At 33.9% G+C, this 18,088-nt stretch carries 16 protein-coding genes and 5 tRNA genes; 11 read left to right on the top strand and 10 right to left on the bottom strand.

The window, feature by feature from the left end:
- Window positions 1–397: 397 nt before the first annotated feature.
- The gene (arsS, locus tag HNP25_RS21125; protein WP_184137683.1) at window positions 398–1,441 is read right to left on the bottom strand and encodes an arsenosugar biosynthesis radical SAM (seleno)protein ArsS; all 1,044 of its coding nucleotides are present in this window, start codon (window positions 1,439–1,441) and stop codon (window positions 398–400) included.
- Window positions 1,442–1,447: 6 nt separating this feature from the next.
- Window positions 1,448–1,780 carry an arsenosugar biosynthesis-associated peroxidase-like protein gene (locus HNP25_RS21130; RefSeq protein WP_184137685.1) on the bottom strand — a complete coding sequence of 111 codons (333 nt, stop codon included), beginning with the start codon at window positions 1,778–1,780 and terminating at the stop codon, window positions 1,448–1,450.
- A 216-nt stretch (window positions 1,781–1,996) separates the two neighbouring features.
- Between HNP25_RS21130 and HNP25_RS21135 the strand changes: the two genes are divergently transcribed.
- Entirely contained in the window at window positions 1,997–4,339 is a 2,343-nt protein-coding gene (locus HNP25_RS21135) for a M1 family metallopeptidase (protein ID WP_184137687.1), read from the top strand.
- Window positions 4,340–4,559: 220 nt separating this feature from the next.
- Window positions 4,560–4,859: a thioredoxin family protein gene (locus HNP25_RS21140; RefSeq protein WP_184137689.1), complete on the top strand. Its 300-nt coding sequence runs from the start codon at window positions 4,560–4,562 to the stop codon at window positions 4,857–4,859.
- A 50-nt stretch (window positions 4,860–4,909) separates the two neighbouring features.
- Here the strand turns inward: HNP25_RS21140 and HNP25_RS21145 are convergent, their stop codons facing one another.
- Window positions 4,910–5,911, bottom strand: a complete 1,002-nt coding sequence (locus HNP25_RS21145; RefSeq protein ID WP_184137691.1) for a phosphotransferase enzyme family protein — start codon at window positions 5,909–5,911, stop codon at window positions 4,910–4,912.
- Window positions 5,912–6,092: 181 nt separating this feature from the next.
- On the opposite strand from HNP25_RS21145, the gene HNP25_RS21150 reads away from it, so the two are divergent.
- On the top strand, window positions 6,093–6,527 hold the full coding sequence (locus tag HNP25_RS21150; protein ID WP_184137693.1) for a MarR family winged helix-turn-helix transcriptional regulator: 435 nt from the start codon (window positions 6,093–6,095) through the stop codon (window positions 6,525–6,527).
- Window positions 6,528–6,544: 17 nt separating this feature from the next.
- Window positions 6,545–6,970: an organic hydroperoxide resistance protein gene (locus tag HNP25_RS21155; RefSeq protein WP_184137695.1), complete on the top strand. Its 426-nt coding sequence runs from the start codon at window positions 6,545–6,547 to the stop codon at window positions 6,968–6,970.
- Between the two features lie 66 nt (window positions 6,971–7,036).
- Here the strand turns inward: HNP25_RS21155 and HNP25_RS21160 are convergent.
- From HNP25_RS21160 to HNP25_RS21175, 4 genes are all read right to left on the bottom strand, one after another.
- A tRNA-Lys gene (locus HNP25_RS21160) sits at window positions 7,037–7,109 on the bottom strand.
- A gap of 56 nt (window positions 7,110–7,165) precedes the next feature.
- Window positions 7,166–7,238 (bottom strand) — tRNA-Lys (locus HNP25_RS21165).
- Between the two features lie 75 nt (window positions 7,239–7,313).
- A tRNA-Lys gene (locus HNP25_RS21170) sits at window positions 7,314–7,386 on the bottom strand.
- 64 nt (window positions 7,387–7,450) lie between these two features.
- Window positions 7,451–7,523, bottom strand: a tRNA-Lys gene (locus HNP25_RS21175).
- 93 nt (window positions 7,524–7,616) lie between these two features.
- On the opposite strand from HNP25_RS21175, the gene HNP25_RS21180 reads away from it, so the two are divergent.
- Complete coding sequence (locus tag HNP25_RS21180) at window positions 7,617–8,354, top strand: hypothetical protein (protein WP_184137697.1); 738 nt, start codon at window positions 7,617–7,619, stop codon at window positions 8,352–8,354.
- Window positions 8,355–8,398: 44 nt separating this feature from the next.
- Here HNP25_RS21180 and HNP25_RS21185 read toward each other — a convergent pair whose 3' ends face one another.
- Entirely contained in the window at window positions 8,399–9,208 is an 810-nt protein-coding gene (locus HNP25_RS21185) for an SDR family oxidoreductase (RefSeq protein WP_184137699.1), read from the bottom strand.
- Window positions 9,209–9,368: 160 nt separating this feature from the next.
- On the opposite strand from HNP25_RS21185, the gene rlmD reads away from it, so the two are divergent.
- On the top strand, window positions 9,369–10,781 hold the full coding sequence (gene rlmD, locus HNP25_RS21190) for a 23S rRNA (uracil(1939)-C(5))-methyltransferase RlmD (protein WP_184137701.1): 1,413 nt from the start codon (window positions 9,369–9,371) through the stop codon (window positions 10,779–10,781).
- A 100-nt stretch (window positions 10,782–10,881) separates the two neighbouring features.
- Here the strand turns inward: rlmD and dnaB are convergent, their stop codons facing one another.
- Window positions 10,882–12,492, bottom strand: a complete 1,611-nt coding sequence (gene dnaB, locus HNP25_RS21195) for a replicative DNA helicase (protein ID WP_184137703.1) — start codon at window positions 12,490–12,492, stop codon at window positions 10,882–10,884.
- A gap of 253 nt (window positions 12,493–12,745) precedes the next feature.
- On the opposite strand from dnaB, the gene HNP25_RS21200 reads away from it, so the two are divergent.
- From HNP25_RS21200 to HNP25_RS21215, 4 genes are all read left to right on the top strand, one after another.
- The gene (locus tag HNP25_RS21200; RefSeq protein ID WP_184137705.1) at window positions 12,746–13,708 is read left to right on the top strand and encodes a PhoH family protein; all 963 of its coding nucleotides are present in this window, start codon (window positions 12,746–12,748) and stop codon (window positions 13,706–13,708) included.
- A gap of 94 nt (window positions 13,709–13,802) precedes the next feature.
- A complete protein-coding gene (locus tag HNP25_RS21205) occupies window positions 13,803–15,101 on the top strand; it encodes a M43 family zinc metalloprotease (protein WP_184137707.1) in 1,299 nt (432 codons plus the stop codon).
- Between the two features lie 105 nt (window positions 15,102–15,206).
- Window positions 15,207–15,839, top strand: a complete 633-nt coding sequence (locus HNP25_RS21210; protein WP_184137709.1) for a TetR/AcrR family transcriptional regulator — start codon at window positions 15,207–15,209, stop codon at window positions 15,837–15,839.
- Between the two features lie 129 nt (window positions 15,840–15,968).
- Entirely contained in the window at window positions 15,969–17,297 is a 1,329-nt protein-coding gene (locus HNP25_RS21215; protein WP_184137711.1) for an ABC1 kinase family protein, read from the top strand.
- A 56-nt stretch (window positions 17,298–17,353) separates the two neighbouring features.
- Here the strand turns inward: HNP25_RS21215 and HNP25_RS21220 are convergent, their stop codons facing one another.
- Window positions 17,354–17,752 (bottom strand): DUF3127 domain-containing protein, encoded by a 399-nt coding sequence (locus HNP25_RS21220; RefSeq protein ID WP_184137713.1) that lies wholly within the window; start codon window positions 17,750–17,752, stop codon window positions 17,354–17,356.
- A gap of 139 nt (window positions 17,753–17,891) precedes the next feature.
- Here HNP25_RS21220 and HNP25_RS21225 point away from each other — a divergent pair.
- Window positions 17,892–17,975: transfer RNA gene (locus tag HNP25_RS21225), tRNA-Leu, on the top strand.
- Window positions 17,976–18,088 lie beyond the last annotated feature (113 nt).

Genomic DNA, 18,088 nt, shown 5'->3' on the forward strand with positions numbered 1-18,088 from the left:
AAAAAACCAGTATTAACACAAAAGATTAAAATACATTTAGGAATAAAAAATAAATGTTGTAATCTTGGTAATACAATAAAAAAAAGCTTGACAATCAATTCAGTTTTAATCCCTAAAACTGTCAAGCTTTTTTAGGATGTGACAGGAAAAGAAATATTACTACTCGAAAAAGAAATATCACTACTTGGTAAAGAAATATTCCTACTTGTCAAAGAAATATTACTACTATGAAAAGAAATATTACTACTCGGAAAAGAAATATCTCTACTTGGAAAAGAAATAACGCTACTCGGAAAAGAAATATCTCTACTTGAAAAAGAAATAATGCTACTCGGAAAAGAAATAACGCTACTTGGAAAAAAAATATCGTTACTTGAGTAAGAAAACTTACAGCCTCTTAAATGGTATTTCCTCCACAACTAGAGCCAGCTCCTGCCGTACAAGCGTAACAATGTTCTCCGATAACGATACTACGCTGTGATAATGTATTAATATCAAAATCACGGATGTGTTTCACATCTGTATTCACGGTTAAATCAAGCATTTGATTGAAATCGCAATCATAAAGTTCGCCATCCCAACCCACAGAAATCATAGAACGACACATTACGCCTTCAGCAGCTACAGGATTAAAAGCATTAATTAGTTTTTCCATGTAGGCGTCGTAATTCTTAGAAGTAATCAAGTAATCTAAATATCGACTCACAGGAACATTCGTGATGGCATACAACTCATTAAATACAATTTCGAATTCATTGAGCAAAGCACGTTTATATTGTTTCTGTAAACTCTCTTGCGGAGCGGGCATAAAAGCACCATTGGGATTATAAACCAAATTAAGTTTTAAATCCTCCTCAATTCCGTAGCCAACAGCATTCAGTAACTTCAAAGCCTTGATAGAATCAGCGAAAACGCCTTGTCCACGTTGGCGGTTGGTTTTATCAGCATTATAAAAAGGCAAAGAACTAACAACCTCCACACGGTGCTGCTTGAAAAATTCAGGTAAATCGTTGTATTTAGGATTTGCTACAATGATAGTAAGGTTACAACGAACAATAATATGTTTCCCTAGTTTGGCAATTTCCTCCACAAACCAACGAAAATGAGGATTCATCTCTGGTGCGCCACCTGTTAAATCTACAATAGCAATATCAGAGCGTTTTAAAGCTTCTAAGCACGATAGCATGGTTTCCTGAGTCATGATTTCCTTGCGGTCAGGTCCAGCATCTACATGACAATGCTTACAAACTTGGTTGCACATCTTTCCTACATTAATCTGTAAAGTATCAATGTCCTTGGTTTTCAAAGGAAAAAGAGAAGCATTTGCTAATTTTTCTTGAAAAGTAGGTAGTTTCAAGACATCAACTACCTCTTGATGAAGTGATTTAATTTGGGTAGAAGATTCAGCAAACTGATGACCACTTGCTTTTAATGACTTCATAAGTTCTTACATTGATAATTCTTTTGCTTTATTCATCATTTGTACTCCATGTACTAAACTTGCCCCTCCACGAATGGCAGCAGAAACGTGAACTGCCTCCATCATCTCCGCCTCCAAACAACCTTTCTCTAAAGTATCAGTGGTGTAGGCATCAATACAATAAGGACATTGAACAGCATGGGCAACTGCCAAAGCAATGAGAGATTTCTCACGAGCCGTTAAAGCACCTTCGGCGAAAACAGCACCATAATAATCAAAAAACTTATCTGCTAATTCTTTTTGAAACTCACCTATCTTACCAAACTTTTTAAGGTCTTCAGGATTATAATAATTTTCCATTGATTGATTTTTTTTATTGTTGAAAAACGAATTTACAACAAATAACGACAGCTAATAATCCTTCAACATTCAGAATAAAGAAAAAATGCAGTAAAAAAAATCAACAACTAAGCTTGACACATTCAGGATAATGCTACCAATCATCTAAAAGATGAATAAGAAAGCCTTTTTTTCATTAAATTCGCTGGATTAATTCATTCATTCAAACTATCCATCATGACAAGAAGATTCCTATCTCCCTGTTTGATGCTTATCGCTTGCAGTATTCAAGCATTTGCACAACAAGCAGGACAGTACAATGGCAATAGTCGTTTCGAGCAACTCGGAAACATTTTGCCCACACCAAATGCTTATAGAGCTGCATCAGGTGCTCCTGGAAAAAGTTATTGGCAAAACCGTGCCGATTACGAAATCAAAGCAGAATTGAACGACCAAAATCAATCAATGACCGCTTCGGAAGTAATTACCTACAAAAATTTCTCGCCCGATGAATTAGGTTACTTATGGGTACAGTTAGACCAAAACAATTTTAAGAAAGGCGGTATTGCTCAATTATCACAAACATCAAGTTTGACAGATAGAGGTACTTCTTTTGCAAGATTAGGGAGTGTTACTGGAGTTACTCCTAAAGAATATGGCTATAACATTACTGCCGTAAAAGACAAAGCTGGTAATGCTTTAAAATATACAATCAATGAAACAATGATGAGAATTGATTTACCAGTTCCATTGAAATCTGGTGCTTCATTCACTTTCTCTATTGATTGGAATTTTAATATTACAGATGCGATTGCTACTCGTGCAAGAAGTGGTTACGAATACTTTCCAAAAGATGGAAACTATTTATACGAATTAGCTCAGTGGTTTCCAAGAATGTGTGTGTATGATGACGTAAATGGCTGGCAACACAAACAATTCCTTGGACAAGGAGAATTTACTGTTCCTTTCGGAGATTATAAAGTAAGTATTACTGCTCCAAATGATTTTGTCATTTTAGGAACAGGAGAATTACAAAATGCCACACAAGTAATCAGTGCAACACAAGCAAAAAGATTAGAACAAGCTAAAAATGCTACTCGTCCAGTATTAATCGTAACACAAGACGAAGCAACTGCTGCTGAAAAAGCAAAACCAACAGGTAAAAAGACTTGGGTGTTTGCCGCACAAAATGTGAGAGATTTTGCATTTGCAGGTTCAAGAAAGTTTATATGGGATGCCATGCAAGTAAATATTGAAGGAAAGAAAGTATGGGCGATGTCAGCTTATCCAAAAGAGGCTAATCCACTTTGGGGACAGTACTCAACAATGTTAGTAGCACATACACTTCGTTCATATTCTAAAAGAACAATTGCTTATCCTTATCCAGTAGCACAATCAGTTCATGGTCCAGTTGGTGGAATGGAGTATCCAATGATTTCATTCAATGGAGCAAGACCAGAAGCAGACGGTACTTATTCACAAGGAACAAAAGATTTCTTAATTGGTGTAGTAATTCATGAAGTAGGTCATAACTTCTTTCCAATGATTGTCAATTCAGATGAAAGACAGTGGTCATGGATGGATGAAGGTTTGAATACATTCTGTGAACAATTGGCAGAAAAGGAATGGGACAGAAATTTTGATGCTTCAGGTGAGCCACAAGACATTGTTGCTTATATGAAAACTGACAAAAGCCAACAAGTAGCGATTATGTCGAGTTCGGATAATATCATGGCATTCGGACCAAACGCATATACAAAGCCAGCAACTGCTTTAAATATCTTACGTGAGACAGTAATGGGAAGAGAATTGTTTGATGCAGCCTTCAAAGAGTATGCACGTCGTTGGGCATTCAAGCATCCTACTCCACAAGATTTCTTCCGTACCATGGAAGATGCTTCTGGTGTTGACTTAGATTGGTTCTGGAAAGGATGGTTCTATGGCGTTGAACCAGTGGATTTATCTTTAGAAAATGTAGAGTGGTTTGGTATTGACAACGTTTCTCCAGAAAAGAAAAGCGAAAAAGCAAAAGCTGAAGACCAAGCTAAACGCCAAACGATGAGTAATATTCGTAACAAAACAGATATTCCTAAGACTGTAGTAGAAGAAAATCCTGATATGAGAGACTTCTATAATACTTATGATAAGTTTGCCACAAGTGACGCTGATAAAAAGCGATTCGAACAAACGATGGCTGGGCTCAATGAAGAAGAAAAATCTTTAGTACAAGGAAATAAAAACTTTTATGTATTGAACGTGAAAAACGTAGGCGGTTTACCAATGCCAGTAATTGTAAAAGCAAATTATGAAGATGGTACAAGTGAAGTATTCAGATACCCTGCTGAAATTTGGCGTTTGAATGACAAGGAAATTAAAAAAGTAATTCCTACAGACAAAAAAGTAACAAAGTGGACATTAGATCCATTCTTCGAAATTGCAGATATTGATACAAAAAGCAATGTTTTCCCAAGAGAACCAGAAGAGCCTACTCGTTTCCAAGTATTCAAACAAAGTCGCCAGTCGCAACCAAACCCGATGCAACAGCAAAAAGCTAGTGCAGTTCAAGGAGCGAAAAACTAGTGCAAATTGTTAATCATTTATGATTAAAGTAAAAATCCCAAGCTAACAACTTGGGATTTTTTATTGCAGATTTACCAAACACAATTTCTTGAACTAGTTCAATGAATAAAATATGAGAATACAATAACTTTGTAACAAGTCAATAAATTTATTGATTTAATGAACTATCGCTATTTAAAAAGCTGTTCAATAATTCAGAATCATCAAATAATAAAATAAAATGACAGGTACATTCGAAGAATTAATCGCTTCATCAACTCCAGTAATAATTGACTTTTCAGCAGAATGGTGCGTGCCTTGCAAGAAGATAACACCAATTTTAAGTCAATTAGTGGATGATTTAGATGAAGAAATATCAATTATAAAAATTGACATTGATAAAAATCCAGCACTGAGAAAAAAATATAATATCACTGCTGTACCTACTTTGATTGCTTTCAAAAAAGGAAAACAAAAGTGGCGTCATACAGGAATGATTACTTTGGCAAAAGCTAAACAAGCAATTAGAGAAATTTGGTAGGAATCTATCTTGGAAAAAGAAGAAGTAAAGCTCTTTTTTCCAAGATGATTTTAAAACTTGCAAAACAAATCATTCCATTTCTTAATGAGAGTCACTCTTTCTTTGATAAATCTAGGTGTAAAAAAGTAGTTCGACCAGTCTTCAAAATGCTCAAATTGAAATTTGAAGTAATACATCCAAAACATAAATCCTAAACAGGGAATTGTAGCAATTTCTTCATCCGACAATTCTCTGTTCTCTCGGTATCCTTTCAGAAAAGTATCAAAATCTTTATCGGCTTGTTCTTGCGTAATGGTATTAAAGTGTACATGAAAGAAAAAATGTACAAAAAAAGTCATGACATCGTTGACCAAGAAGCCTTTTGCAGTAAAATCGAAATCAAAAAAAGTAATGTTATCGTTTTCGTCAAAATGAAAATTCTTTGGTAAATAATCATAATGACAATAACCATAACTAAACTTTGTTAAATCAAACTCATTTAGTTTTTCGATTACTTTATCACTTGTTGCTCTCAAATACTCGTATTCATCTGGTAAATCTTTAAAGGCTGGCTTAATTACTTCCAAAGGCGTCAATAAAGTAGTATTGATGTCTAGCGTCTCTCGTAAATAACTTAATTCAACCTTTGAGCTAATGTTATGATTGGTCGCCATTTCACGCCCCACAGTCAGCAATTGATGCTCACTTAAATCATATACAGGTTTTCCTAAAGCGTAAGTAAACAAAACGCCATATCTAGTTCCTTCTGCCACATTGAATGATTGAATATCGTTTCCATCTTTATCAAAAATAGGGAAAGCTACATTCGCTCCATGTTTTTTTAAATGATGTAATAATTCTACTTCTGCTTTAATTTCCGAAAGACTTCTATGAGTATTTCTGTAAATTTTAAAGATGTATTTCTCTGATTCACCCTCTAATAAGTAAGTATCACTTACATTTCGGATTAACAAACGGCATGACATTTCTTTAAAACCGTATCGCTCATTTAAAAATAGTCCTAATGCTTTTGTAGAAACAGTAGAATATTGGGTTGGGAAAATTGTGTTCATTGTTGAAGGGTTTTGAAAAGGGACGCAAAGATAACAAAAGCAATTTCATTACACGAGATAATACTTAATTTCCCAAACTGGACAAATTCAGATTACATGAAAAATTTATTTAGAATGAATTGTCATTTTACTTGCAATTAAATTGTAAACAATTTAATTTTACACAATAATAAATAAAGCAATGGATATTTTAAAACTTGAAAATCAATTGTGCTTCCCAGTATATGCTTTATCAAGGCATATTACTTCCTTATATCGTCCACATCTTGAAAAAATAGGGCTAACATATCCCCAATATTTGGTCATGATGGTACTTTGGGAACATCAACAAGTAACAGTAAAAGAATTAGGGCAACAATTATGGCTCGATAGCGGCACACTTACTCCATTGCTGAAACGAATGGCTGAAAATGGCTTATTAACAAGAAAACGGTCTGAAAAAGACGAAAGAGTTGTCAATATTATTATTACAGAAAAAGGCGAAAACTTAAAACAAGAAGCTTCCGATATTCCTTCAAAACTTATAAAGGAATTGGCGACAGATGAAGAACAGTTTTTCTTACTTCAAAAACAAATCAATCAAATTTTATCATTAAAATCATCACAAAACATATAAAATTAATCAATCATCAAATGGAAAAATTATATACAGCCGTAGCTACTGCTACTGGCGGAAGAAATGGAAATGTAAAAAGTTCAGACGGAATTTTAGATTTAGAAGTACGTATGCCAAAAGCATTGGGCGGTGCAAATGATAATTACACTAATCCAGAGCAGTTATTTGCAGCAGGTTATTCAGCTTGTTTTGACAGTGCTTTGAAATTGGTAATTAAAATGGCAAAAGTAACAACTGGCGAAACATCAGTAAAAGCGGCAGTAAGCATTGGAAAAATTGAAAATGGTGGTTTTGGATTAGCGGTAGAATTATTCGTCAATGTTCCAGGTGTTGAGCAAGCACAAGCAGAAGAACTTGTAAAACAGGCACATCAAGTTTGTCCATATTCAAATGCAACAAGAGGAAATATTGAAGTAACACTTACAGTGACAAACGAGAATTAATTAGTGAAATCAGAGAATACATTCAACAAAAAAAGCCTTCAAAATTCAATTTTGAAGGCTTTTTTGTGATCCCGCTGGGACTCGAACCCAGGACCCATACATTAAAAGTGTATTGCTCTACCAACTGAGCTACGGAATCGGTAATTATTTTTATACTGAAAAGCTATCAATTAGAAAGATGCTTTTGTGAAGAAGTGATCCCGCTGGGATTCGAACCCAGGACCCATACATTAAAAGTGTATTGCTCTACCAACTGAGCTACGGAATCATAAATCGGCAAACCGATTTTATATATAAAATGTGCCATCTAGCACGAGGGGAAAATTACCACTGGCAATCTTCGTGATCCCGCTGGGATTCGAACCCAGGACCCATACATTAAAAGTGTATTGCTCTACCAACTGAGCTACGGAATCGGTAATTATTTTTTTTCGGTAAAAAAAGCCATCGCTTCAGCTAAAACGATGGCTTTTTATTAAGTGATCCCGCTGGGATTCGAACCCAGGACCCATACATTAAAAGTGTATTGCTCTACCAACTGAGCTACGGAATCATTTGCTTTTTTGAGAAAGCGACCAAACATCTTTTGTTTTTGTCATATTGTTTCCCTTAATTGCGGTGCAAAACTACGATTATTAAGAATACAATGCAAGCATACTATCTAAAAAAAATCATATTTTTTTTCTGTTTTTCTTTAACTTTATTACAACTAGCTTATTCTCAGAGCAATGTAGCAACGCTTAAAAAAGCAGATTCTCTGTATAAATCTGATAATTTTATTCAAGCTGAAGTTATTTTCGAGCAACTTTTGCCTAACATAGAAAAACCTTCCACTGCGCTGTTTTTAAAATTAGCTTTTCTTAAAGAAAAAAAAGGGGATTTTTTAAAAACACTTTATTACCTCAATAAAGCTTATCAGCAAGATCCAAATGAAAAAATTCTTTCAAAATTGAATGAGATTGCTCAACTCCATGAATTGAAAGGTTATGAATTAAATGATTTTAATTTTCTTATTCTATTCTACAAGCAATACTCTGGCTTTTTGATTGGCATCATGCTGTTATTAAGTATTTATATTTTCTTTGTACTTTTTACGAAAAGATATAAAAACAGCTTTATTCCTATCGGTCAAAAGATTTTTTTATTGATTTACATTATTGGAATTGGTATTCTACTGAATCTTCCCGACAAGTATCATCAAGGTATTATCAACAGAGACGGTGTTTTATTGAGAGCAGAGCCTTCTGCGGTGGCTCCTGTAGTGTTGATGATTGATAGAGGACATCGTTTGAATCTAATCGGAGGAAATGATATTTGGAAAAGAGTTTATTGGGACGATAAATTTCTTTATTTAAAAGAAAGCGATATTTGGTTAGTTGAATAAAATTAAAAAGGCTAGTTCTGTAGGTAGAACTAGCCTTTTTAATTTTACCTTTTCAAAGGGGAATCTTTCTCTTTTGCCAAAGCATTAAAAACCAATGTATCGGCTAGAGAAGGCAACCATTTATTGATAAAAACAGTAAATTTTCCTTGAAGCGTAAGTACTAAATCTCTTTTTCTAGCTTTCACCGCTTTTAAAATATGTTCTGCTACTTCTTCCGAACTCATCATGTTTACTTCATCACGCATAGACTCTCCTTTTGAATTACCATCAGCACCTAATGAAGCTACTCTAATATTTGAAGCCGTAAAACCCGGACAAGCTGTCAAAACATGTACTCCTGAATGAAGAAGCTCTGTACGAAGTCCTTCTAAAAAGCCATTCAACGCAAATTTAGATGCTGAATAGCCAACTCTCACTGGCAAACCTCTATAACCAGCAATTGAAGAAATTCCAACAATCGAACCCTTTGTCGCTTTAATATAAGGCAAAGCGTATTTCGTAATATAAACAGTACCAAAAAAGTTAATATCCATTACTTTTCTGATTACTTCAGTATCACAATCATCAAACATTGCTCTCATCGAAACCCCAGCATTATTGATAAGAATATCTATTTTACCGAAAGCTGCTACTGTTTTTTCAACGACATCTTGATTATCTTTTTCAATACTTACATCAGAAACGATTGGTAAATTTTCGATACCAACAGTATTTAGTTCCTTACTTGTCTCAAAAAGTGCATCTTGTTTTCTACCAGTAATAACAATTTTGGCACCTTCACGACCAAAGGCAAAAGCTAAAGCTTTTCCAATTCCTGATGATGCACCCGTAATAATGACAACTTTACCTTTCATAATTAAAATTTTGTTGCTCTGTCAATGATTTTTCAAAATGATTAGGATACAAACAAAGAGCTATCAAAGTATCCTTATTGATTACAAAATTCAACTAAGTTTCTGAAAACTCCTCGTTGATTATCAATAATAATTTTAATCCTTCGTATTTTTGCAAAGTATGAAAAAGAAAAAGAAAGAAAATATCATTTTTGAAAATGTATTAATTGAAAACTTTGCTGCCGAAGCAAAGTGCATAAGTCGAATTGAAGACAAAGTAGTTTTTATTGATGGGCCAGTTGCTCCTGGTGATTATGCTGATTTAAGAGTTACTAAATCAAAGTCAAGTTTCATGGAGGCGACTGCCTTTAATATTCGCCCAAACTCACAATATCGTACTCAAACAATTTGCTCACACTTTGGTACTTGTGGTGGTTGCAAATGGCAACACATTGATTATCAAACACAATTAACTTTTAAACACAAACAAGTTGTTGATGCTTTAGAGAGAATTGCTAAAGTAGAATTGCCCGAAATAAAACCCATTTTCCCTTCTTCTGAAACGTTTTATTATCGTAATAAATTAGAATATACTTTCTCGCAAAATCGTTGGTTAACCCAAGAGCAAATTGATTCAGGAGAATCTTTCTCAAGAAATGCTTTAGGCTTTCATATTCCTAAACGTTATGATAAAATTTTAGATATTGATCATTGTTACTTACAGCCCGATCCATCAAATACAATTCGTTTGGCTTTAAGAGATTTTACAGCTGCCAACAATTTAGATTATTACGAACAAGTTCGTCAAGAAAAAGGAGCTTTAAGAAATTTAATTATCAGAACAGCTAGTTCAGGTGATTTAATGGTTGTGGTACAATTTGCCTATTGCCAACCTGAAGATATTGATTTGGTGATGAATTTTATGGCAGAAAAATTTCCAGAAATTACTTCCCTAAATTATGTCATCAATACAAAAGGAAACGATACTTTCTTTGATTTAGAAATCGTAAATTTCAAAGGTTTACCTTACATTGTTGAAGAAATGGAAGATTTAAAATTTAGAGTAGGTCCAAAATCTTTCTTCCAAACAAATTCAAAACAAGCCTATGAATTATACAAAATCACTCGTGAATATGCTGATATTCAAGCTAATGATTTTGTGTATGACCTTTATACAGGAACTGGAACAATTGCTAATTTCGTAGCTCGACAAGCCAAAAAAGTAATTGGTTTAGAATACGTTGAAATGGCTGTTGAAGATGCAAGAGTAAATTCTCAAATCAATAATATTACCAATACAGAATTTTATGCAGGTGATATGCGTAAATTATTGAGTAGCGAATTTGTAAATAAACACGGAAGACCAGACATTGTTATTACAGACCCACCTCGTGCAGGAATGGATGAACCAGTAGTTAGAACACTTTTAGAGGCTTCTCCAAAGAGAATTGTCTATGTGAGTTGTAATCCTGCAACTCAAGCCAGAGATTTAGCCTTATTAGATGAAAAATATCAAGTAACAGCAGTTCAACCTGTTGATATGTTCCCACAAACACATCACGTTGAAAATGTGGTAAGATTAGATTTACGATAATTTCAAATACAAATTTCATAAAAGTAAAAAAGCTACTGATTATACATCAGTAGCTTTTTTACTTTTATGAATCATTACGCTCTACGCATTAATTACACATTTAAAATGGTACATCTTGATTTGGCAAATTACTTCCGAACGAAGAAGAAGGATTTTGAGATGGTAAGTTATTTATTTTACTTCCTAACATTTTGCCGCCTGTTTCGAAAGCTGCAGCAGGATTATCAATTTGTTGGAAAGATTGTAAGCTATCACTTGCATAACCCATATAGTCGCCAGCATCTAAATCACAATACTTGGTGTATTTACCGATAAATCTCAATTGAACAGTATCTAATGAACCCGCACGGTTTTTGGCAATAATCAACTCTCCTATTCCTGCAACTGAATTCCCAGCTTCATCTTGCGTAATTCCATAATAATCAGGACGATATATAAACATAACCATATCAGCATCTTGCTCAATCGACCCAGATTCACGTAAATCTGATAGCTGTGGTTTTTTATCACCACCTCTTGTTTCAACAGCACGACTCAACTGTGAAAGTGCAATTACGGGTACATTTAATTCTTTTGCCAATTGTTTCAACGAACGAGAAATATTGGCAATCTCTTGTTCACGATTACCTGTCCCTTTTCCACCAGAATCACCAGACATCAGTTGAAGGTAGTCAATCACAATCATCTGAACATCATGTTGAGCCTTCAAACGGCGAGCTTTGGCTCTTAATTCCAAGATTGAAAGTGCTGGAGTATCATCAATAAAAATTGGTGCATTGGTCAATTTACCAATTTTTGCATGAAGTTGAGCCCACTCGTGCGGAGCAAGATTTCCTTTTCTTAGTTTATCTGATTCAAGTTCAGCTTCGGCTGAAATCAAACGATTAACTAATTGTACAGAAGACATTTCAAGAGAGAAAAAAGCAACAGCCTGACCATGGTCAACAGCTGCATTTCTACAAGCAGATAAAATCAAAGCGGTTTTACCCATACCCGGACGAGCCGCAATAATAATCAATTCTGTTTTCTGAAAACCAGAAGTAACTCTATCCAAAGCCGTAAAACCCGTTGGAACACCCGTCAATCCTTCTTTCTGATTTTTCTTTAATTCTAATTCCAATAAAGCTGAACGCATAATTTGCCCCATATCAGAATAATTCTTACGGATATTGGCCTCAGAAATTCTAAACAATTCTTGCTCAATTTTATCCAAGAGCATAAAAACGTCTGTCGTATCTTCATAAGCCATTTTTTGAATCTCTGAAGAAACAGTAATCAATTGTCTTTTTAAAGAATGTTCAACAACAATTCTGGCATGAAATTCAATATTGGCAGCAGAATTTACTCTTTGTGTCAATTCTGCTAAGTATTGTACTCCTCCAGCTATTTCTAATTCACCCGTCGTTACTAATTGGTTTTTTACAGTTAACAAGTCTATTGGCTCAGAATTAGCAAATAATTGCGTTATAGCACCATAAATTCTTTGATGTGCTTCTTTATAAAATGACTCAACTTTTAAAATATCAATTACGTCCGTCAAAGCGTCACGCTCTAACATCAAAGCACCTAAAACTGCTTCCTCTAAATCAGTCGCCTGAGGTGGAATTTTACCAAGGCCAGTATCCAACCATCTGTTTTGAGCAGATATTCTTCCCCCAGCGAAATTTCCGTTTTTCTTAAAATTTCCGTTATTTTGATTTGATAGTTCCATTCTCAATATTCAATCCTTTTTTTTGGATATTACAATTCTTTCTAGCAATAAAAAAGAAGATTTTCTATCCGTAACACAATTTTACAAAGAAAATCTTAGAAAACCGAAAAATAAAAAAACTGACATTTCCTAATTTATTGATAATCAAAGTTTAAAAGTGTCGTTTGATATTTAATACAAAATTATAAAACAATTGAAGCTTTTTTTTATTAAGTTTAGGTAGAATATTAATCAAACTTTAACTATTTTAGATTTGACAGAAAAAATAATTACCTTAGAAGACCTTGAGTTAGTTGGTTTTCTTGGTGTTGAAAACAGCAATATTAAGCAAGTGGCGGCGGCATTTCCTCAGAGTAAAATCATCTCACGTGGCAATGAAATTACAATCAGAGGCTCATTGCCCGAAATTGTGAGAATAAATGAAATTTTAGATTCGCTTATACAACACTATCAAAAATACGGCAAGATTACCAAAGAGCAAGTTCAATCTTATCTTACTCTTGAGAAAAATCCTTCAACCGAACCTACAGTACATCTAAAAGAAGAAGACGATGTTTTATTATATGGAACAAAAGGAGTTGTAATCAAAGTAAAAACGCCTAACCAGCAAAAAATGGTTGAGGCTGCTGCAAAAAATGATATTGTTTTCGCAGTTGGGCCAGCTGGAACTGGAAAAACATATACAGCTGTAGCCATTGCGGTAAAAGCTTTAAAAAATAAAGAAGTCAAAAAAATCATCATCACTCGCCCAGCCGTTGAAGCAGGTGAAAATTTAGGTTTTTTACCCGGTGATTTAAAAGAGAAAATTGACCCATATCTTCGACCGATTTATGATGCGTTGGATGATATGATTCAGCCAGAAAAACTAAAATACTTTATCGAAAACAGAGTTATTGAAATAGCACCATTGGCGTATATGCGTGGTAGAACCCTCAATAATGCTTTTATTTTATTGGACGAAGCACAAAACACAACGCCAATGCAAATGAAAATGTTTTTGACAAGAATGGGAATTCAATCTAAAGTAATTATTACTGGTGATAAAACTCAAATTGACTTACCAACAAAAGTAAAATCTGGTTTGGCAGAAGCAAGTAGAATTCTTGATAATATCAAAGGTATTGCTTTTGTAGAATTAGATGGTAAAGATGTTGTTCGTCACCGTTTGGTACGAGACATCATCATGGCTTACGAAAAATCTGAGGCTGAAAAATAAGGCTTATAAATTTATGAACATACGCAACGGCTTTGATTTGTATTCTGTCAATAATACAAATCAAAGCCGTTTTTACGACAGTCCAAAAAATACTATGAAAAAAATACTATTCTCTTTTTTAATAATTTTCCCTTTTATCCTATCTGCTCAAGACAAATGCGGAGTGGTAATGAACGATAAACAACTTCAAGCAAAATATAGTAGCTGGAATCAAAGAAAAGCAAACTTTGAAGCACAAATTCAAGCAATTCAGGCACAAAGAAAAAATAGTTCAGCAAGAGTAGAAGATAAAATTTATACTATTCCAGTTGTTGTACATATTCTTCATAACAATGTCAATAATATAATCGGTGGAGCGAATAATATAAATATCGCCGATGCTCAAATTAAATCTCAAATTCAAATATTGAATGAAGATTACAGGCGTCAATTGGGTACAAATGGATACAATTTAAATCCTTTGGGCGCTGATATGGAAATAAATTTCAAATTAGCTGATGTTGACCCAGACGGTAATGCAACAACTGGTATTACTCGCACTTATGTCAAACAAACAGGATTTAATTTTGTAGATGACAAAAATCAAATTGCTGAAATTATCCAATGGGACAATGAAAAATACCTTAATATTTGGGTTACTCGTGGTAATAATGGCGTAATTGGCTATGCGAGTTTCCCTTATGATAGTAAAATTGAAGGGCTAGGTGCAAATAGTTCAAACATAGCTGAGCAAGAATTATTTGATGGCGTAATTATTGACTATAGAAACTTTGGAAATTGCTGTGGTACGTTGAGCCAAACTTATAATTTAGGCAGAACCACAACACATGAAGTAGGTCATTGGCTTGGGCTTTTACATCCTAATGGTGATGAAAATTGTGGAACTGATTACTGTGATGATACTCCTCAAATTGAAAGCTTGAACTTAAACACAACTTGTGATAGATTGACATCCAATTGTGGTAGTGAAAGAATCACCAATATGATTGAAAACTACATGGATTATTCTCCTGACCGCTGCATGAATGTTTTTACACTAGATCAAAAAAATAGAACAAGAGCTGCATTAAGTTTAAGTGTGAAGCGACAAGTATTATTAAATAACGCTGAACCACTTTCAAATACCGAACAACTACAGGTATCTGTTGAACCCAACCCAATCAATTCTTCAACTGACGGAAGTATCAAAATGAGAGTAACTTTTAAAGATGAACAAGATTTAATCATTCAGCTTTATGATGGCAGAGGCATTTTAATACAGGAAAAAAATCTTATTAAGCAGAAAAGTGGCTTCTTTTATTTGAGTTCAGAATCATTAGCAACAGGATATTACATTTTAAATATAAAAACTAATACCGAAAACATATCAAAAAAAGTTTTGGTACAACGTTAATATTGCTAATAATTCTAATTAATGAGAAACAAAGCTCTTCACCTGTATGTTACAACATCAATAAGTAGATATTAATATGCTTCTTGATTAATAACAGAAAAAAACATGGATAAAATAGAAAAAATCAAACAGGCCTACATTGAGTACTTTCTTGAAAATGGAACTCAACCACCTTCTATATTTGCTTTCACTAAAAAATTGAAAATGAAAGAAAGTGAATTCTACGAACACTATAACTCATTTGAACTTTTAGAAAGTGCTATTTGGTTAGGTTTTTTCAATGAAACCAAAAGCAAAATTGAGTCCGAAGAAGTATATGCTACGTATAGTGTTCGTGAAAAGCTTTTAGCATTTTACTACACATGGATTGAAGTCCTTAAACAACATAGAAGTTATACTGCACAAACTTGGCGACTTATCGATAAGCGTAAATTAAAAACGCCAGTTTTCATGACAGACTTAAAAGTTGCTTTCAAAGATTTTTGTCATGATTTGATTCTGGAGGGAAAAGAAAGTAATGAAGTACAGCCAAGAAAGTTTATTGATGAAAGATACCCAGATGCCTTCTGGTTACAGTTTTTAATGATACTTGATTTTTGGGTTAAAGATAAAACAAAAGGCTTTGAACAAACAGATGCAATGATTGAAAAATCAGTGAATACTTCGTTTGATTTGATGGCTTCGTCAGCACTAGATTCAGTGCTTGACTTTGCAAAATTCATGTTTCAAAACAGATAACAGAAAAAATATATTCTCAATATTTTATTTACATAAAATGTCATAATGTACTTGATAAACAACAAGTTAATATTTTAACAAAAACAATATTTTGTATTTAAAATAAGCATATAGATTTTCTCTATGATAATGAAAGAACAAAATTCAATACCAACTTCAAAGGTTGCAAGAGCTACAAAATTCGTTAAGACAGGTGTAAAAATTGGTGGTAATTATTTAAAACATAATGTTAAAAAAATGATTGACCCCACTATTAGCCGAGACGAATTACATCAAGATAATGCTACTGACATTTATTCTTCTTTGAGCGAGATGAAAGGTTCTGCACTCAAAGTTACGCAAATGTTAAGTATGGACAAAGGAATGTTGCCGAGAGCTTACAGAGAAAAATTTGCTATGTCTCAATACTCTGCTCCGCCACTTTCTGGACCTTTAGTAATGAAAACTTTTAAAAAACATTTCGGTAAATCCCCTCAAGAACTTTATGATACTTTTGATATAAATGCAAGTAATGCAGCTTCTATCGGACAAGTACACAAAGCTACTAAAGATGGTAAACCGTTAGCAGTTAAAGTACAATATCCAGGTGTTTCGGAAAGTATCGGTAGTGACTTAAAAATGATTCGCCCAATCGCAATCGCAATGTTTGGCTTAAATGAGAATGACGTTGATAGATACATGGGAGAAGTTGCGGAAAAGCTCATTGAAGAAACCGATTACTTATTGGAACTAAAACGTTCTGTAGAAATCTCAGAGGCTTGCAATCATATTGATGGTCTATTTTTTCCAAAATACTACGCTGAATTATCTTGTGAGAAAATTATGACAATGGATTGGCTAGAAGGTTTTCACTTAAATGAATTTCTTAAAACAAATCCTTCACAAGAAATTAGAAATAAAATTGGGCAGGCACTTTGGGATTTTTATGATTTTCAAATACATACTCTTCGCAAAGTTCATGCTGACCCGCATCCTGGAAATTTCTTAATGAGAGAAGATGGTACGATGGGAGTCATTGATTTTGGCTGTATAAAAGTAATTAATGATGAATTTTATGATAATTACTTTGCCTTAATCAATTTTGATACTTTGGATGATAATGAAAAAACGACAAGAATTTTCAAAACGTTAGATTTCATCACAAAATCTGATTCAGAAAAAGAAGCAAAGTTTTTTACAGAGCTTTTTAAAGAAATGATTTTTTTACTTGGGAAACCATTTGCCGTGGAAGAATTTGATTTTGCAGATGATGAATATTTTGAAAGTGTATATTTATATGCTGAGAAATTACAAAACTTAGATGAACTAAAAAGCTCGAAAGTAGCCAGAGGTTCGCAACATGGTTTGTATATCAACCGTACTTATTTTGGTTTATATTCTATTCTCAACGAATTAAAAGCCAAAGTCACTACAACACGTCCAGAATGGCTCAGATCAAACGCATTGAAGGTTTGCTAATTTTTTTAGGTGTTATTATAGTTAATAATTTATATAATAACACCTAAAAATCATACTTAAAATGGTAAATCTTGGTCGTCTTCACTGAACGAAGGAAGGTCTGCCGCAGGAGTTACTGGCTTACTCGCTGGAGCAGAAGATGGTCTTGAAGAAGCCACTGGTGCAGATGCAATGGGAGCATCTCCAGCCAAATCAATTCTGTAGGCTCTTAAATCGGTGTACCATCTTTCATTGTACTCACGAGATTCAACACTAAAAGTTACTCTAAGCTTATCGCCTAATGAAAAAGTTTTTAAATCCGCAGATTTGTCTCCCCAAGCAGTGAAACAAGCTTTTTTAGGATATTGATCTTCAGTTTCAAGCACAAAATCTTGTTTAACCCAAGCTCCATTTTTTCCTTGACCGGTTACTTCAGAGAGTACTTTTATCAAATTACCTTCAAATTCTAATGCCATTGTAATATTTTTTTATTTTTTACTTTGTTTGTTATACTTGATTTTCAAAGGTTTAAAAAAGACAACTATAAACTTGACTGTCTGCCTTTTGAAAACCTTTGCAATTAAGCAAATTTTCTTTAATTTTGCACCATCATTAGGCAATGTGGTGGAATTGGTAGACACGCTACTTTGAGGTGGTAGTGGGAGTTATCCTGTAGGAGTTCGAGTCTCCTCATTGTCACAAAACATGAGTCATCCTGAATTTTAAAATCACAAAAAAGCGGTCGAAAAACTAATTTCGACCGCTTTTTTGTGATTGATGAACAACGAATTCCTACTGTTTGAGCGAAGCGA

It is taken from the genome of Arcicella rosea, from assembly GCF_014204325.1.
GTDB lineage: Bacteria > Bacteroidota > Bacteroidia > Cytophagales > Spirosomataceae > Arcicella > Arcicella rosea_A.

What these genes read in the sequence shown, in the direction of transcription:
- arsS (WP_184137683.1), bottom strand. Translation starts at nt 1,441, where the DNA reads ATGAAGTCATTAAAAGCAAGTGGTCATCAGTTTGCTGAATCTTCTACC.
- HNP25_RS21130 (WP_184137685.1), bottom strand. Translation starts at nt 1,780, where the DNA reads ATGGAAAATTATTATAATCCTGAAGACCTTAAAAAGTTTGGTAAGATA.
- HNP25_RS21135 (WP_184137687.1), top strand. Translation starts at nt 1,997, where the DNA reads ATGACAAGAAGATTCCTATCTCCCTGTTTGATGCTTATCGCTTGCAGT.
- HNP25_RS21140 (WP_184137689.1), top strand. Translation starts at nt 4,560, where the DNA reads ATGACAGGTACATTCGAAGAATTAATCGCTTCATCAACTCCAGTAATA.
- HNP25_RS21145 (WP_184137691.1), bottom strand. Translation starts at nt 5,911, where the DNA reads ATGAACACAATTTTCCCAACCCAATATTCTACTGTTTCTACAAAAGCA.
- HNP25_RS21150 (WP_184137693.1), top strand. Translation starts at nt 6,093, where the DNA reads ATGGATATTTTAAAACTTGAAAATCAATTGTGCTTCCCAGTATATGCT.
- HNP25_RS21155 (WP_184137695.1), top strand. Translation starts at nt 6,545, where the DNA reads ATGGAAAAATTATATACAGCCGTAGCTACTGCTACTGGCGGAAGAAAT.
- HNP25_RS21180 (WP_184137697.1), top strand. Translation starts at nt 7,617, where the DNA reads ATGCAAGCATACTATCTAAAAAAAATCATATTTTTTTTCTGTTTTTCT.
- HNP25_RS21185 (WP_184137699.1), bottom strand. Translation starts at nt 9,208, where the DNA reads ATGAAAGGTAAAGTTGTCATTATTACGGGTGCATCATCAGGAATTGGA.
- rlmD (WP_184137701.1), top strand. Translation starts at nt 9,369, where the DNA reads ATGAAAAAGAAAAAGAAAGAAAATATCATTTTTGAAAATGTATTAATT.
- dnaB (WP_184137703.1), bottom strand. Translation starts at nt 12,492, where the DNA reads ATGGAACTATCAAATCAAAATAACGGAAATTTTAAGAAAAACGGAAAT.
- HNP25_RS21205 (WP_184137707.1), top strand. Translation starts at nt 13,803, where the DNA reads ATGAAAAAAATACTATTCTCTTTTTTAATAATTTTCCCTTTTATCCTA.
- HNP25_RS21210 (WP_184137709.1), top strand. Translation starts at nt 15,207, where the DNA reads ATGGATAAAATAGAAAAAATCAAACAGGCCTACATTGAGTACTTTCTT.
- HNP25_RS21215 (WP_184137711.1), top strand. Translation starts at nt 15,969, where the DNA reads ATGAAAGAACAAAATTCAATACCAACTTCAAAGGTTGCAAGAGCTACA.
- HNP25_RS21220 (WP_184137713.1), bottom strand. Translation starts at nt 17,752, where the DNA reads ATGGCATTAGAATTTGAAGGTAATTTGATAAAAGTACTCTCTGAAGTA.